Annotated in this window: 10 protein-coding genes and 2 pseudogenes; 8 read left to right on the top strand and 4 right to left on the bottom strand. The window is 66.3% G+C overall.

What is annotated here, in order from left to right; translation table 11 throughout:
- Positions 1–3: 3 nt before the first annotated feature.
- The 3 genes and pseudogenes from XBLMG947_RS07490 to XBLMG947_RS07480 all read right to left on the bottom strand — a co-directional run bounded on the left by XBLMG947_RS07490 (position 4) and on the right by XBLMG947_RS07480 (position 2,742).
- Positions 4–657 carry a TetR/AcrR family transcriptional regulator gene (locus XBLMG947_RS07490; protein WP_167352009.1) on the bottom strand — a complete coding sequence of 218 codons (654 nt, stop codon included), beginning with the start codon at positions 655–657 and terminating at the stop codon, positions 4–6.
- Between the two features lie 62 nt (positions 658–719).
- Positions 720–1,004, bottom strand: a pseudogene (locus tag XBLMG947_RS07485) (cache domain-containing protein); the annotation flags it as partial.
- A gap of 379 nt (positions 1,005–1,383) precedes the next feature.
- Entirely contained in the window at positions 1,384–2,742 is a 1,359-nt protein-coding gene (locus tag XBLMG947_RS07480; RefSeq protein WP_065467369.1) for a glycoside hydrolase family 5 protein, read from the bottom strand.
- Positions 2,743–2,949: 207 nt separating this feature from the next.
- Between XBLMG947_RS07480 and XBLMG947_RS07475 the strand changes: the two genes are divergently transcribed.
- The 8 genes and pseudogenes from XBLMG947_RS07475 (at position 2,950) to hemC (ending at position 13,778) form a co-directional block, all read left to right on the top strand.
- Entirely contained in the window at positions 2,950–4,437 is a 1,488-nt protein-coding gene (locus XBLMG947_RS07475; protein ID WP_065467367.1) for a SulP family inorganic anion transporter, read from the top strand.
- Between the two features lie 220 nt (positions 4,438–4,657).
- On the top strand, positions 4,658–5,638 hold the full coding sequence (locus XBLMG947_RS07470; protein ID WP_065467365.1) for a GGDEF domain-containing protein: 981 nt from the start codon (positions 4,658–4,660) through the stop codon (positions 5,636–5,638).
- 173 nt (positions 5,639–5,811) lie between these two features.
- Positions 5,812–7,461: pseudogene (locus XBLMG947_RS07465) on the top strand (M28 family metallopeptidase).
- 807 nt (positions 7,462–8,268) lie between these two features.
- The gene (gene mdoH / locus XBLMG947_RS07460; RefSeq protein WP_065467363.1) at positions 8,269–10,206 is read left to right on the top strand and encodes a glucans biosynthesis glucosyltransferase MdoH; all 1,938 of its coding nucleotides are present in this window, start codon (positions 8,269–8,271) and stop codon (positions 10,204–10,206) included.
- Between the two features lie 134 nt (positions 10,207–10,340).
- On the top strand, positions 10,341–11,009 hold the full coding sequence (locus tag XBLMG947_RS07455; protein ID WP_065467361.1) for an alpha/beta hydrolase: 669 nt from the start codon (positions 10,341–10,343) through the stop codon (positions 11,007–11,009).
- A gap of 4 nt (positions 11,010–11,013) precedes the next feature.
- Positions 11,014–12,066 carry a sensor histidine kinase gene (locus XBLMG947_RS07450; RefSeq protein WP_065467359.1) on the top strand — a complete coding sequence of 351 codons (1,053 nt, stop codon included), beginning with the start codon at positions 11,014–11,016 and terminating at the stop codon, positions 12,064–12,066.
- A gap of 29 nt (positions 12,067–12,095) precedes the next feature.
- On the top strand, positions 12,096–12,833 hold the full coding sequence (locus tag XBLMG947_RS07445; RefSeq protein ID WP_065467357.1) for a LytR/AlgR family response regulator transcription factor: 738 nt from the start codon (positions 12,096–12,098) through the stop codon (positions 12,831–12,833).
- Positions 12,834–12,863: 30 nt separating this feature from the next.
- On the top strand, positions 12,864–13,778 hold the full coding sequence (gene hemC, locus XBLMG947_RS07440; RefSeq protein ID WP_065467355.1) for a hydroxymethylbilane synthase: 915 nt from the start codon (positions 12,864–12,866) through the stop codon (positions 13,776–13,778).
- Positions 13,779–14,131: 353 nt separating this feature from the next.
- Here the strand turns inward: hemC and XBLMG947_RS07435 are convergent, their stop codons facing one another.
- The gene (locus tag XBLMG947_RS07435; protein WP_065467353.1) at positions 14,132–14,944 is read right to left on the bottom strand and encodes a DUF481 domain-containing protein; all 813 of its coding nucleotides are present in this window, start codon (positions 14,942–14,944) and stop codon (positions 14,132–14,134) included.
- Positions 14,945–15,282 lie beyond the last annotated feature (338 nt).

The raw sequence follows: 15,282 nt of genomic DNA, 5'->3' as shown, positions 1-15,282 counted from the left end.
ACGCTAGGCAGGCGATAAGCCGGTGGTGTGCGGGTCTTGTGGACCCAGGGGATGCATGCCGAGATAGCCGAACACGGCGTGGCCAATGCGCTGTTCCAGCCCGGCACGATCGTGTTCGTCCCGATCGCCTGCCGTATTGACCATGCCGCGCACGATGGCGATGACATCGTCGATCGCCTTCGCTGTATCCGGCTGTGAGGGGATATCCGCACGTGCCAGCAATTGCCCCACCAATGCGCTCATCGCGACGATGAACGGCGCCAGCTCGCTGGCGATGACCGGGCGCGTCTGCTCGTAGTCGAGCAGGCGTGCCAATGTCGGCCGATGCAGTTGTTGCCTGACTGCGGCGCTGATGAGTTGCAGCAACGCGCCACGGCCGTCCGGCGCCTGCTGCGCGGCCTGGGCCTCGGCCAGAAACGCACCGCGCTCGCGTTGGCAAAGCGCCACGATCAACGCGTCCTTGCCAGGGAAATATTGATAGAGCGAGCCGATGCTGACCCCGGCACGCTGCGCCACGCGATTGGTACTCAGGCGCTCGTTCCCCTCGCTCTCCAACAGGCATGCCACCGCTTCCAGCAACGTAGCCACGGTGTATGCAGCCCGCGATTGCCGCGGCAGCTTGCGTGGACGCACCGGAGAAGGCTGTTGTTTGGTCACGATCGCGGGCCATCAGCGGCAGGTGCCACATATGCTACCGATATTGCCTGCCGCACACTGGGGAAGAAGTAGTCCATGCCGTCGTTGATGCGCATGGCGGCCGGCGTGGTGCGTGCGGCGTCCTTGGCTTGTTCCAGCGTCAATTCGCCGGCTTTGACCTTGTCGGCGTCGTGCTGCATCACGGTCAGGCCCATCTCCACCTCGGTCTTGACGCTGAGCGTGCGCGCCTCAAGCAGATCCAGATATTGCAGACGCGCGGCGGCCATCGCCAGCAGGATCACGCCCTCGGTCAATCGCGTGCACACCAGGACGAACTTATGGGTGAGATTGGCAACGTAACGACGCAACAGGGAAACAACAGGGATGAAAACGATGTCCAAAACGCGCGCAAGCGTCATGCTTTGGATAACGGCAGAGACATGCCGGTGTTGAACGTTATCTGCGGCAGCGTCTGCTTATTCGAGGCATTGCTGCTCAACGACGACGTGCCGATATAAGTAAGAGAGCGCCCTTGGTTGCGATGTGGGTGATCGATCACAACTGATCGCGTCTAATGGCGCTCCCGTACTGTCTACTTCGTCCTCAAGACATCTGCCGTATTCGGCCCGTTCGCAACACAGTGGCAGCGGTCAACAGCGCGGCACGACAGCCTACCTCGTGCCGTGCAAACTGCGAGGTCTGCGATGTACTGGTAGGCGGCCTCGCTGTTTGCCCGTCGCATGTCGATCAGCTTGCCGCGCAGAAGCCGAACGCGGCCGTTGCACCTGCAGCCAGGGTCCGGTTGAAGTCCACGCCGCTGGTCTGGAGCGTGCTGCCGCTCTGCGACCAGGTGCCGCTGGCGGTGCCGGTATTGGTGACCTGCACGCGATTGCAATAACCGCCATTCCACGTGCTGTCCGGGATCACCTGGGTACTGAAGTCGGCGCTCGGCATTGGAGCAGGCGCGGGTGTCGGAGTCGGTGCGGCGCTGCTCACGGTACCCCACAGCATCCGCAGCAGGGTCATCTTGTCGTCGCGCACGCTGGTCCAGTCGTCGCGCAGGATGCCGCCGGTGTCGCCGCTGTTGGGGTTCCACGACCAATAGAACCCTTCGGTGATGCCCTTGCTGCGCAGATACTTCACCAGCGCGTCCTGCCATACCTTGTCGCGTGCATCGCCTTGGCCGTACTTGCCGCCGAACTCGCCCAGCAGCAGCGCGTGAGTGCCGGCGAACTGACCGAAGTGACGTTCCCAGATGCCGGGCATGTTGTTGGGGAAGTTGCTGTCGTTGAAGTATGACTGCACAAACACGTCCGGGCCGTACACATGCGGTGCCAGCAACAGACGGTTGGCCGGAATATTGAGCGGGGTGCAGGCCAGCGACTGCAGGTTGCCGCCCCAGAAGATGCCGCCATTGGTCGAACAGACCGGATTGTCGGTGATGCCCTCCACCGCAATGATCCACTTCGGCGCGACCGCCAGGACGGCGGCCGCCCCGCGCTCGGCGGCCTTGTTCCAGTCGGTGGCAGCACTGCCGGTGCCCCAGGTGGCGGCGCCGTGCGGCTCGTTCTTCAGATCCACGCCGAGGACGCGCGGCACGTTCTTGTAGCGGTTGGCGACGAAGCGTAGGTCGTTCAGCCATTGCGCTTCGGAATACGAGCCGGTGTACCACAGCTCGGAAATGGCGCCGCAATCGGGGGTGTGGTGATCCAGCAGCACATACATGCCGCGTGCGTTGAATTCCCTGATGACCTTGTCGAGGATCTGCAGCGAACTCAGGCCCTGCAAGTCGGCGTTGCGGCTGTAGTCGATGCTGCTTGGCATGGTGCCGCTGCGCAGCGTGGCCGGGCAGAACGGCAGGCGTACCGCATTGAAGCCCAGGCCCTGCATCTGGACGATCATGTCCTTCCAGTTGCGCGCCCACAGGCCATGCATGACATGGTCGCTGGTCTCGAAGCCAGACACATTGACGCCCTTGAGCTGCACCACCTTGCCCCTGTCGTCGACAACCTTGTTTTTGCTGATGGAATAGCTGAAGGCCGGTGCGGCGGTGAGCGCCAACGCAGTGGCCAGTGCGAGCCTACTTGCAGTTCTGAAAATGGACATGGTGTTTTCTCCGGATAAGCGGACTCGACCATGGAGCCCGTGGGAGGCATCTTGGTCTGCGGCCGCGCTGCGTGGCGTGACCGCTGCCACAGAAGTGCGCAGTGGCGCACCGATCACCCCCAGGCTGCGGGCGCGGTCGCTTTCCCGCACACTATTGCTGCTGCGTGCTGTTCGCAGGCTGTCTTTTCTGTCCCCGGAGTGTTCCCAATGTCCTTGTTGCGTGCCGAACTGGCGCAATGGCGCGCCTCGCCCGCGCGCGAACTGCTGGCCGGCGCGGTCGCCACGTTTGCCTTGATTCCCGAAGTGATTGCGTTCGCGTTCGTGGCCGGGGTGGACCCGCAGGTGGGCCTGTTCGCCTCCTTTGTGATCGGCATCGTGATTGCGTTCTGCGGTGGACGCCCGGCGATGATTTCTGCAGCAGCCGGCTCGGTGGCGCTGGTGGCTGCACCGCTGGTGGCCGCGCATGGGCTGCCGTATCTGCTGGCCGCCGGTTTGCTGGCCGGTACGGTGCAGATCCTGTTCGGGCTGTTGCGGCTGGGCGTGCTGATGCGGTTCGTCAGTAGCTCGGTGCGTACCGGTTTCGTCAACGCGCTGGCGGTGTTGATCTTTGCCGCGCAATTGCCGCATCTGCTGGGCGCCAATCTGACTACCTGGGTCATGCTGGGTGTAGGCCTTGCCATCATCTACGGCCTGCCGCGTCTGCGCGTGCCGGGGCTGTCGGCGATTCCCTCGCCACTGTTGTGCATTCTGTTGCTCACCGTTGCCGGCACCGCGCTGCATCTGCCGCTCAAGACCGTCGCCGATCTAGGCAAGCTGCCCAACGCACTGCCGTTCCTGCAATGGCCGGCGGTGCCGTTGACGCTGGAGACGCTGCGCATCATCGCGATGCCGGCCCTGGCGATCGCCATGGTGGGCCTGCTCGAATCGATGATGACCGCGCGCGTGGTCGATGAACTCACCGACACGCCCAGCAACAAGAACCGCGAATGCACCGGATTGGGCATCGCCAACGCTGCGGCCAGTTTGTTCGGCGGTATTGCAGGCTGCGGCATGATCGGCCAGACCGTGGGCAACGTGAAGTACGGCGGCCGTGGCCGGCTGTCCACGTTGTTTGCCGGCGTGTTCCTGCTGATCCTGATGGTGCTGCTCAAACCGTGGGTGTCGCAGGTGCCGGTGGTGGCGCTGGTGGCGATCATGGTGATGGTGTCGGCGGAGACCTTCGACTGGCGCTCGTTGCGCACCGTGGTGACCAACCCACGCACGTCCAGCGTGGTGATGCTGGCCACCGTGGCGGTGACGTTGTTCACCCACAACCTGGCAGCGGGCGTGGCGGTGGGGGTGCTGCTGAGCGGAGTGTTCTTCACCTTCAAGGTGGCCGGGCTGCTGCAGATCACGCACAGCGATGGCAGCGACGGCGTGCGCATCTACAGCGTGCGCGGGCAGGTGTTCTTCGCCTCGGCCGATGTGTTCATCGACGCCTTCGATGCGCGCGAGGTGCCTGGCCGCGCGGTGGTGCTCGACGTCAGCCGCGCGCACTTCTGGGACATCACCGCGGTGGCGGCACTGGACAAGGTGGTGCAGCGCTTGCGCCATCACGATCTGGATGTGCAGGTCAAAGGATTGAATGCCGGCAGCCGGCGCCTGATGCAGCGGCATGCGTTGGGCGAGGACGCGCTAGAGTCCGCGTTGCCCTGAGCTGCGGTCGCGCGGCAGGACGCGACCGGCACGCAGTACCGCGCTGTCCGTGCGCTGAGCGCAGCTGCGAGCAAACTCAAGTTCGAGTGGGCGACGCCGATGACCCGGCATCCACATTGACGGTCGTTGCCGTGATGCCAGTGCGTTCCAGCCCGAGATGTGCGCCTGCATGCCGTGCCCGGCGCTTCTGGCCCGTGACCGTCCGCGGGCGGGCGCAGCCATGACCAACGCACCGTTGCTGGAACGGATGGTGGACCTGACGGCCATCCGCGATGCCGATCTGCTCGATCTGAGTCTGTTGCGCACCGTACGCGAGGTGTGCGCTGCCGAAGAACTCTCGCTGCTGCGCATCGCCCCGGATGGCAACAGCATGGCCGAAACGCGCCTGCGCGACGACGGCCTGCTGTCGCTGACGGTGTCCGAGATCCACGATGCGCAGACGCGTACGCAGCTGGCCGAGGTGCATCGGCCGGGCGATGTGGTGCAACTGCAGGAAGGCGGCCGCGCCTTGCTGGTCTACCCGATGATGGAAGCACGCGGCATCCTCACCTGCCTGCGGGTGGGCGGCGTGCGGATTCCTGGCATGGCCGAGCAAGCGATGCTGCAGGGATTTGCGCGGTTCTTCCAGAATTACCGCAGCCTGCTCGACGACGCCCAGCGCGACGCACTGACCGGCCTGCGCAACCGCAAGACCTTCGACGATGTGATCCTGCGGCTGTTTGCGGGCGCTGCCGAGTCCGCCGCTGGCCAGGACGTGTGGCTCGGTATCGTGGACATCGACCACTTCAAACGCGTCAACGACACCTTCGGACATCTGTACGGCGACGAGGTGCTGCTGTTGGTCGCACAGCTGATGCAACGTGCGTTTCGCCAAGACGACCTGCTGTTCCGCTTCGGCGGCGAAGAGTTCGTGATCGTGTTGCGCGAGGTGGACCGCGATACCGCTGTGAGTCTGTTCGAACGGTTCCGGCTGGCCGTGGCCCAGCACCTGTTTCCGCAGGTGGGGCAGGTCACGCTCAGTACCGGCATCGTCGAACTGACCCACGGCCGGCTGATCAGCCCAATGCTGGACGAGGCCGACAAGGCGCTGTACTGGGCCAAGCAGAACGGTCGCAATCGCGCGGCGGTCTATGCCGAGCTGATTGCCGGCGGGCACTTGCAGCAGGTTGCGCAACCAGTGGGTAGCGTCGATCTGTTCTGAGCCGCAGCGCCGCGTCGAACGGACCAGCGGCCACGTGCCGTAGACGCAGGCACAGACATGCAGACCTGCAGCCGTGCTCATCGCAATCGTCGTGCACGCATCGGTGCGTGCAAGTATCGGCGTGCACGCGATGCTGGCTACACTCCAGGGCTATCCATGCTGTGGGGTATGCAATGAAGCGAGTTGCCGTAGGACTTCTGGCGATGGCGGTCTCGACCGCACTGATGGCGGCCACGCCGAGCCTTGATGACGCGCGCATCTCGCGCGACGTCAAGGAGCTGGCCTCCGACGCCTATGAAGGCCGCGGCCCGGCCACTGCCGGCGAAGAGAAGACCATCGCCTACCTGAGCAAGCAGTTCGCTGCCGCCGGCCTGCAGCCGGGCGGCGATCTGACCAACGGCAAGCGCGCCTGGACCCAGGCCGTGCCGCTGCGGCGCGCCGATATCGTGGGGACGCCGACCATCGCCGTGCAGAACGCTGGCAAGCCGCACGCGCTGACCCAGGGCAAGGAGATCGCCATCCGCGCCGCACTGGACGGTTCGTCCAAGGTCGACATCGCCAATGCGCCGCTGGTGTTCGTCGGCTACGGCGTCAAGGCGCCGTAGCGCCACTGGGACGACGTCAAGGGTGTCGATCTCAAGGGCAAGATCGCCGTGGTGCTGATCAACGACCCGGATTTCGAAACCGGCAAGGGCGATTTCGACGGCACAGGCATGACGTACTACGGCCGCTGGACCTACAAGTACGAACAAGGCGCGCGCCAGGGCGCGCTCGGCGTGCTGGTGGTCCACGAAACCGCGCCGGCCTCGTATGGCTGGGATACGGTGGCCAGCTCCAACACCAACAGCATGTTCGATGTGGTGCGCGACAACCCGCGCAGCGCGCATCCCACGCTGGAAGGCTGGATCCAGCGCGATCTGGCCACCGAACTGTTCAAGCAGGCCGGACCGGATTTCGAGACCTTGAAGAAGCAGGCGCAGACGCGCGGCTTCAAGCCGGTGGAACTCAAGGACCAGCGGTTGAGTGCCAGCTACCAGGTCAAGTCCGACGTGATCACCTCGCACAACGTGGTGGCGCGGCTGGAAGGCAGCACGCACCCGAACGAAACGCTGATCTATAGCGCGCACTGGGACCACATCGGCGTCGGCAAGCCGGATGCACGTGGCGACACCATCTTCAATGGCGCGCTGGATAATGCCGGCGGTACCGCCGCGTTGCTGGAGCTGGCGCGCGGTTTCGCCAAGGGGCCAAAGCCCGAGCGCTCGGTGGTGTTCCTGGCCGTCACCGCAGAAGAAAAGGGCCTGCTGGGCTCGGAGTTCTACGCGTCCAGGCCGCTGTACCCGTTGGAGACCACGGTGGCGGTGATCAACATGGACGGCATGAACCCGTTCGTGCCCTCGCGCGACTTCGGCATCTACGGCACCGCAAAGCTCGAACTGCTCGACCAGCTCAAGACCGTGGCCACGCAATCCAAACTGCGCTACACGCCCGATCCCAAACCGCAGGCCGGGTATTTCTTCCGTTCCGATCACTTCTCCTTCACCAAGCGCGGCGTGCCGGCGCTGTCGTATGCGGCTGGGCAGGATTGGGAAGTGGGCGGCGTGGCGGCAGGCAAGGCCGCATCCGACGACTACACCGCCAAGTGTTATCACCAGCAGGGCGATGAGTGGAAGCCGGACTGGACCTTCGCCGGCGCCGCGCGCGATCTTGGCGTGTTGTATGCGCTGGGCCAGCAGCTGGCCGATTCGCGCCAGTAGCCGAACTGGAGCAGCGATTCGGAATTCCGCGCCACCCGCGATGCCAGTGAGGCGGCACGGAAGTGACAACGGCCGCAACGCTGCTGCGCGGCGATCGGGCAGCGTCTGCACGTGCTCGATGCGGCGTGTACCACATGGACATGCCGCCTTTGAGTAGGCCTGGCCTGCCGCGAGCCCATTGCTTGACTGGCCACCGACGAACGTCCCCGTGCCCTGCCCTCGCCGCTTGCAGGGCTCGTTGGCGGCATGGATGCCGCCAACGAGCCCCCCCCTGCACGGGATCAGGGCGTGTCCTGCGAGCGACGAGCGCACGGTGTGTTCAACCAACCAAGCGTTTGCCTCATGCCGTTGAGCACATCCGGCCACCGCAGCGCCTGGAGCTTCCGATCGTCTTGAAGCGATCAGCGCAACCCGCCAAGCGCTTGCCGCCAAGCCATTGAGCGCCTCCAGACAAGGCAACGCCAATCCCCGTCACTGCAAGCGATTGCAGGTGCTGGCATACCAATTGCACGCTTCCCGCGTAAATGCGGGGCAGGCGGCCCGTGACAATGTGTGTAGTAGCCTGCAATCTGTTGGGGTTGCGTTCGGCTGCCACGGCGTAGTCTGCCGCGCGGTCCTCGTCGGGAGGGGCGAAGACTGCACGATGGTCTTCGCTTCCTTTAACGGTCGATTCTTTAGGATGAGCTGCGACGTTGCGTCGCCGCTAGGAGAGTTTGTGCATCGGAGTGGTTTCATAGCTGCCAATACCGCGACCTGGTTGCCCGTTCCCGGGCACCTTGCCCGTGTGACGCGCTTTGCACGTTCGCTACGCGTGGCGGGGATGGACCTCTCGCTGCAGCCCGCACTGTCGCACTCATGCGACGGGCAGCCCTGATGGACGGTACCGTGACCCTTTCCCCCGCACCAACCGACTTCCCCCCCATCTCCGTGCTCGATGCCGGCCAGCCCACGCTGCCGCCGGAAGCGCCGTTGGCGATGCCCGAACAATCGCTGCGCGAGGGCCAGTTGAAGGTTCCGCACCAGCGCACCTCGCCGCCCGGTATCGGGCTGCGCCGTTTCTATCTGATCGGCGGCACCTTCGCCACCACCGCCATCGCGGTGTGGGTGATGCTCAGCGTGCTGTGGCCCGACGGCATCAGCGTGCTGGAAGGCTGCCTGCTCGGGCTATTCGTGCTGCTGTTCGCCTGGATCGCGATGTCCTTCGCCAGCGCCGTGGCCGGCTTCGTCACCGTGGTGGCGCGTGCCGGGCGCAAGCTCGGTATCGACCCGGAAGAGCCGCTGCCGACGTTGCGCTCGCGCACCGCGCTGCTGATGCCCACCTACAACGAAGACCCGCGCCGGCTGCTGGCCGGCCTGCAGGCCATCTACGAATCGGTGGCCGAAACCGGCCAGCTGGAGCACTTCGACTTCTTCGTACTCAGCGACACCACCCGCGAGCACATCGGGCGTGCCGAAGAAATGGTCTACAACGAGCTGTGTGACCGCGTCGACGGACATGGCCGCATCTTCTACCGCCGCCGTGCCGACAATGCCGCGCGCAAGGCCGGCAACGTGGCCGACTGGGTGCGCCGCTTCGGCGGCAGCTACCCGCAGATGCTGATCCTGGACGCCGACAGCGTGATGACCGGCGACACCATCGTGCGGCTGGTCGCGGGCATGGAAAACAACCCGGACGTGGGCCTGATCCAGACCCTGCCGGCGGTGGTCAACGGCCAGACCCTGTTCGCCCGCATGCAGCAGTTCGGCGGCCGCGTATACGGGCCGATCATCGCCTTCGGCGTGGCCTGGTGGCATGGCGCCGAGAGCAATTACTGGGGCCATAACGCCATCATCCGCACCCAGGCCTTCGCCGATCACGCCGGCCTGCCGTCGCTGCGCGGGCGCAAGCCGTTCGGCGGCCATGTGCTCAGCCACGACTTCGTGGAAGCGGCGCTGATGCGGCGCGGCGGCTGGGCCATGCACATGGTGCCGTACCTGCAGGGCAGCTATGAAGAGGGCCCGCCCACACTCACCGACCTGCTGATCCGCGACCGCCGCTGGTGCCAGGGCAACCTGCAGCATGCCAAGGTGGTCAGCGCCAAGGGGCTGCACTGGATCAGCCGCATGCACATGCTGATCGGCATCGGCCATTACTTCACCGCGCCGATGTGGGGCCTGTTGATGCTGATCGGCATCGGCATCCCGCTCGCTGGCGGCGGCATCGATCTGGCCGGCAACCTGCCGTTCTCGCCGGCGCGCTACTGGCACGGCAGCAGCCAGGGCAATGCGATCTGGATCTTCGTCTGCACCATGTTCGTGCTGCTGGCGCCCAAGCTGCTGGGCTACATCGCCCTGATGCTCAACCCGCGCGAGATGAAGGCCTGCGGCGGCGCCATTCGCGCGCTGCTGAGCATCCTGCTGGAAACCGTGCTGGCCGCCCTGATGGCGCCGGTGGTGATGTACCTGCAGTCGCGCGGCGTGTTCGAGGTGCTGGCCGGCAAGGATTCGGGCTGGGACGCGCAGGTGCGCGACGACGGCAAGCTGTCGTGGCCGGCGCTGTTGCGGAGCTATGGCGGGCTGACCGTGTTCGGCCTGTTCATGGGCGCGGTGGCGTACACCGTGTCGCCGTCGTTGGCTGCGTGGATGGGGCCGGTGATTGTGGGCATGGCGGTGTCGATCCCGGTGGTGGCGCTGACCTCGCTGCGTCGTAGCGGCATGGCGCTGCGCCGTGCCGGCATCTTCTGCATCCCCGAAGAGCTCGACCCGCCCAAGGTGCTGGTGCGTGCCTCCGAATTGCGCCGCGCCGCGGCGCTGGAACCGTCGCTGATCTGAGTGCGCAGCGGCGCTGGTCCCCGTATCCAGCGCCGGTGTGACGGTGTGGGGGCTGCACAGCGCGGCAGTCTCGCCCCGGTGATCTGGCCTGGCGGTCGCACAAGGCATAATGCCCAGCCCGCAAGCGGAGCTGGATGATGCTGGAAGTGATCGAACGCGAGACCGGACCGAACCCGCAATGGAGCGTGCTGTGGTTGCACGGCCTGGGCGCCGATGGCAGCGACTTCGCCCCGATGGTGCCGGAGTTGGTGCGGCCGCAGTGGCCGGCGCTGCGCTTCGTGTTCCCGCACGCACCGATCCGCCCGATCACCATCAACAACGGCGTGCGCATGCGCGGCTGGTACGACATCGTCGGCATGGATTTCGCCGAGCGCGCCGACAAGGCCGGCATTGCCGAATCGGTGGCCCAGGTCGAGGCCTTGATCGCGCATGAGCAGTCGCGCGGTATCGCCCCCGAACGCATCCTGCTGGCCGGCTTCTCGCAAGGCGGCGCCGTGACCCTGGCGGTCGGCCTGCAGCGCAGCGTGCCGCTGGCCGGGTTGATCGCGCTGTCGACCTACCTGCCGGACCCGGCCGCCGCCGCGGCCCAATTGCAGTCGGCCGCGACCGGCCAACCGCTGTTCATTGCCCATGGCACGGCCGACCCGGTGGTGCCGTTCGCCGCCGGCCAGGCGAGCATGCAGACCTTGCGCACGCTCGGCTTCGCACTGGACTGGCACACCTACCCGATGGGCCACCAGGTCTGCCTGGAAGAGATCGAGGCCCTGCGCGACTGGATGCAGGCGCGCTTCGCCGCCGCCTGAGCCGATGGCCGCCGGCGCGCCCAAGATCGCCTGGATGCCGGACCTGTGCCGGCTGCCCAGGTTGGGCGCGATGCTGGGGCTGGCCGAACTGGTGGTGCTGGTGGTGACCCTGGTGCCCGATGCCGACGCCGCGCGCAGCATCACCCTTTCGCGTTTCGTGTCGGCCAGCGGCCTGGCGTTGTGGCTGGCGCTGGCAGTGACGGTATTGCTGTGCGTGCTGCGGCCGTTGCTGTCGCGGTTGCCGCCGCGGCTGGGCGGGTTGGCTGCGCTGGCGATCGCCGCGGTGGTGGCAACGCTCGGGGCCGGGATCGTGTACGCCCTGTATGCGGCGCTCGAGCAGGCTCCGTTCGGACGCCTGGTCGGCTTCTGGCGATTCACCCTGGGTAGCGCGGCCACTGTGGTGCTGATCACCGCACTGGCGTTGCGCTACTTCTATGTCAGCGACCGCTGGGAGGCGCAGGTGCAGGCCAACGCGCGCGCCGAGGCCGATGCGTTGCAGGCGCGTATTCGCCCGCATTTCCTGTTCAACAGCATGAACCTGATCGCCAGCCTGCTGCGGCGCGACCCGGTGGTGGCCGAGCAGGCGGTGCTGGATCTGTCGGATCTGTTCCGCGCCGCGCTCGGCGCCGGCGAGGGCGTGTCCACCTTGCGCGCCGAATGCGAACTGGCCGAGCGCTATCTGGCGATCGAATCGTTGCGCCTGGGCGAGCGCCTGCAGGTGCGCTGGCACCGCCAGGAGCCGCTGCCCTGGGAGTTGCCGATGCCGCGCCTGGTGCTGCAGCCGCTGGTCGAAAACGCGGTGCTGCACGGCGTCTCGCGCATGCCCGAGGGCGGCACGCTGTACCTGTCGCTGCGCCAGCGCGGCAACCAGCTGCAGATCCGTATCGTCAACCCGGCCCCGCAACCGGGAACCCAGTTGCCGCTGCTGGCCGGCGCCGGGCATGCCCAGGCCAGCATCTCGCACCGGCTGGCATTTCAGTTCGGTGCCGGGGCACGGATGGCGGCCAGTTGGGCTGACGGCTACTATGCCTGCGAGATCACATTGCCGCTGCCGTGAGGGGAAGTCACTGCAGCTAGGGGGAGTCCATGACGGCCACGCAAGTGCGGGTGCTGATCGCCGATGACGAGCCACTGGCGCGCGAGCGCCTGCGCATGTTGCTGGGCGAGCATCCGCAAGTGCAGGTGATCGGCGAGGCCGAAAACGGCCAGCAGGTGCTGCAGCAGTGCGAACACCTGCACCCGGATCTGGTGTTGCTGGACATCGCCATGCCCGGTATCGACGGCCTGGAAACCGCGCGTTTACTGCGGCAAAGCCAGCCGCCACCGGCGGTGGTGTTCTGCACGGCCTACGACCAGCATGCGCTGTCGGCGTTCGATGCCGCCGCGCTGGATTACCTGATGAAACCGGTGCGCCCGGAACGCCTGGCTGCGGCGCTGGAAAAGGTCGCCACCTTCCTGGCCGGCCGCGTGCCCGGCACCGCGCCGCGGCCGTCGCGTACCCATCTGTGCGCGCGCCTGCGCGGCAGCCTGCGGCTGATCGCCATCGGCGACATCCGCTACCTGCAGGCCGAAGAGAAGTACGTCATCGTCCATCACACCCGCGGCGAGGACCTGATCGAAGAGTCGCTCAAGTCGCTGGAAGACGAATTCGCCGAGCGCCTGGTGCGTATCCATCGCAATTGTCTGGTGGCCCGCGACGAACTGGTGGAATTGCGCCGCAGCGGCGATGGCCAGGTGCACGCGGTGCTGCGCAACGTGCCGCAGACCCTGGAAGTGAGCCGTCGCTGCGTGGCCAGCCTGCGCGATCAATTACGGCAACTGTGAGTTCCGCGCCGGCTCCGCGATAATGCCGGCATGACCAAGCTCCGTATCGCCACCCGCAAAAGCCCGCTCGCCCTTTGGCAGAGCGAACACGTCGCCGCCGCGCTGCGTCAGCACCATCCCGGACTGGAGGTGGTGCTGGTGCCGATGAGCACCCGCGGCGACGAAGTGCTGGACCGCTCGCTCGCCGCGATCGGCGGCAAGGGCCTGTTCCTGAAGGAGCTGGAGCTGGCGATGTTGCGCGGCGAGGCCGATTGCGCCGTGCATTCGCTCAAGGACGTGCCGATGGAACTGGACGACCCGTTCGTGCTGCCGGCGATCCTGGAGCGCGGCGATCCAGCCGATGCGCTGGTGTCCAATCTCTATGCCAGCCTGCAGGCGCTGCCGCTAGGTGCACGTGTGGGCACGTCCTCGTTGCGTCGCCAGGCGCAGTTGCGCGCCGCGCGCCCGGACCTGGAATTGATCGACCTGCGCGGCAACGTCAACACGCGTCTGGCCAAGCTCGACAACGGCGGCTACGACGCCATCGTGCTGGCGTGCGCCGGTCTGCAGCGGCTTGGGCTTGACGCCCGCATCAGCGCGCGGCTGGACGCGCCGGAATGGTTGCCGGCACCGGCCCAGGGCGCGGTGGCGGTGGAATGCCGTGGCGACGACGCCCGTATTCATAGCGTGCTGGCGGTGCTGGATGCCGGTCGCACACGCGCCTGCGTGGAAGCCGAGCGCGCCATGAATCGCGCGCTGCATGGCAGTTGCCACGTGCCGGTGGCCGCCTTTGCGCACTGGGAAGGCGAGGGCCTGTTCCTGCAGGGCATGGTCGGCAGCGCCAGCGACGGGCGGCTGATCCATGCCGAGGCGCACGGCAGCGCCGAAGACACCGAAGACCTCGGCCGCCGCGTTGCGCAAGGCCTGTTCGACAAGGGTGCTGCGCAGCTGCTGGCCGAGCTGTAGCACCCGTCCGGTCGGAACTCGTCTCGGTTCCGCGTCCTGGTCGTCTTCGTCATTCCAGCCTGCCGCCGACATGCAGAGCCTGCGCGTCGATAGGAGCGTCCCGGCTGCGCGGGCTCCAGCGGGAAGGCAACTGCAGCCGGTGCCGCGCCTGTGCGGGAGCGCGGGCGCTTGCTTGAACGCACCGATCAGATTGACTGAGCAGCGCCCCAGTTGTTTTCGTGTCGTCGGTCTGCCGCGGACATGCAGAGCCTGCGCTTCGTAGCTGCGGCCCTGGCCGCGAGGGCTATACCGGCAAGCCCGTCGCGGCCAGGGCCGCCTCTCCACATGCGAGCGCGTGCGCTAAGCGCGTGTGCTTATTTGAACGTGTAGACCAGATTGACCGTGGTCAGCGTATCGGTCTTCTTGTCGCCGTCGCTGACCTCGCTGTTGTAACGCATCTGCCACGCAGCCTTCAGCGCAAAGTGCGAGTTCATGCTGACCTGCACGCCGAAGTCGTTTTGCGCATAGGTGTTGTATTCGCCCGATTCCACCAGCAGCGTGTTGATCAGATCGGTGTTGTCGGTGACGGTGTACTTGAGGTCGAACAGGCCGCGGCCAATCAGACCGGTCTCGTTGCGGTCTTCGTTGCTGTTGTGCGCACGGCGCACACCCGGGCCCACCTGTGCATCCAGATAGAACCGGTCGGCATTGATCAGGCGCGTGCCGTAGCCGATACCGAAGGTAGCCAGCCGATCGTAGGTGGCGAAGTCGTCGTGTTCGTAGCGGCCGGTGGCGGTGAGCTGGCGATGCTCACCCAGCTGCAACGCACTACCCACGCTGCCGGTGTAACGCTCGGCGGTGGTCTGTCGCTCACGCGTGGTGCTGCCGTCGTCGTTGGTGTTGGTGTATTCCGAACTTGAACGCAGCGCGGTGGCATCCAGGCTGTGAATCCAGTCGCCGTCGGTGTAGCGCAGGCGCACGCGGCCGTTGAGGCTATCGGTGGTGCTGTTGCCATGCGCGGCAGCGTAGCCGAACTCGCCGCTACTGCCGCCCCAGGGCGAGGGCATCACCGCCGCGGCCGGGTCTGCCGGTTCCGGTGCGACTGCCTGGGCCCAGACGGAGGGCGTGATCAACAACAGCGGCAACAGGGCGGACAACGGGGCGGACAACGGGGCACGGCGGGACATGGGCAACTCGCTTTGGAGGGCGGGGGACGGGTGGAAGCGGTTTCATGATAACGGACTGTGCGGTGACGTCATTGCCAAGTGAACGTCCCGCTTCATTGAGGGTTCGGGCGCAGACGCCGCGTCTTGCCAAGGGGCCTGGCTGGACGCGGCAGCAAGGGGGCGGGCTTGGGGCAGGTCACGTGACCGGAATGGCCCGTGAGGGCGCGCGCAGACGGCAGTGGGGGACGCTGGTTCGGACGAGGCGCTTCGACGCCGGCGCGCTGTGGAGGTTGCGACCGACCCGACAGACCACGGACCGGCGCCGGACGTAATCTGGGCGCTTGCCGCTATCTGCCGCC

Source organism: Xanthomonas bromi (genome assembly GCF_900092025.1).
Taxonomy (GTDB): Bacteria; Pseudomonadota; Gammaproteobacteria; order Xanthomonadales; family Xanthomonadaceae; genus Xanthomonas; species Xanthomonas bromi.
This window is presented reverse-complemented; position numbering and strand designations above follow the sequence as displayed.

Bases quoted from the DNA above. Each gene is read 5' to 3' on its own strand.
- XBLMG947_RS07475 (WP_065467367.1), top strand. From the start codon at position 2,950: ATGTCCTTGTTGCGTGCCGAACTGGCGCAATGGCGCGCCTCGCCCGCG.
- XBLMG947_RS07470 (WP_065467365.1), top strand. From the start codon at position 4,658: ATGACCAACGCACCGTTGCTGGAACGGATGGTGGACCTGACGGCCATC.
- mdoH (WP_065467363.1), top strand. From the start codon at position 8,269: ATGGACGGTACCGTGACCCTTTCCCCCGCACCAACCGACTTCCCCCCC.
- hemC (WP_065467355.1), top strand. From the start codon at position 12,864: ATGACCAAGCTCCGTATCGCCACCCGCAAAAGCCCGCTCGCCCTTTGG.
- XBLMG947_RS07455 (WP_065467361.1), top strand. From the start codon at position 10,341: ATGATGCTGGAAGTGATCGAACGCGAGACCGGACCGAACCCGCAATGG.
- XBLMG947_RS07445 (WP_065467357.1), top strand. From the start codon at position 12,096: ATGACGGCCACGCAAGTGCGGGTGCTGATCGCCGATGACGAGCCACTG.
- XBLMG947_RS07480 (WP_065467369.1), bottom strand. From the start codon at position 2,742: ATGTCCATTTTCAGAACTGCAAGTAGGCTCGCACTGGCCACTGCGTTG.
- XBLMG947_RS07435 (WP_065467353.1), bottom strand. From the start codon at position 14,944: ATGTCCCGCCGTGCCCCGTTGTCCGCCCCGTTGTCCGCCCTGTTGCCG.
- XBLMG947_RS07450 (WP_065467359.1), top strand. From the start codon at position 11,014: ATGGCCGCCGGCGCGCCCAAGATCGCCTGGATGCCGGACCTGTGCCGG.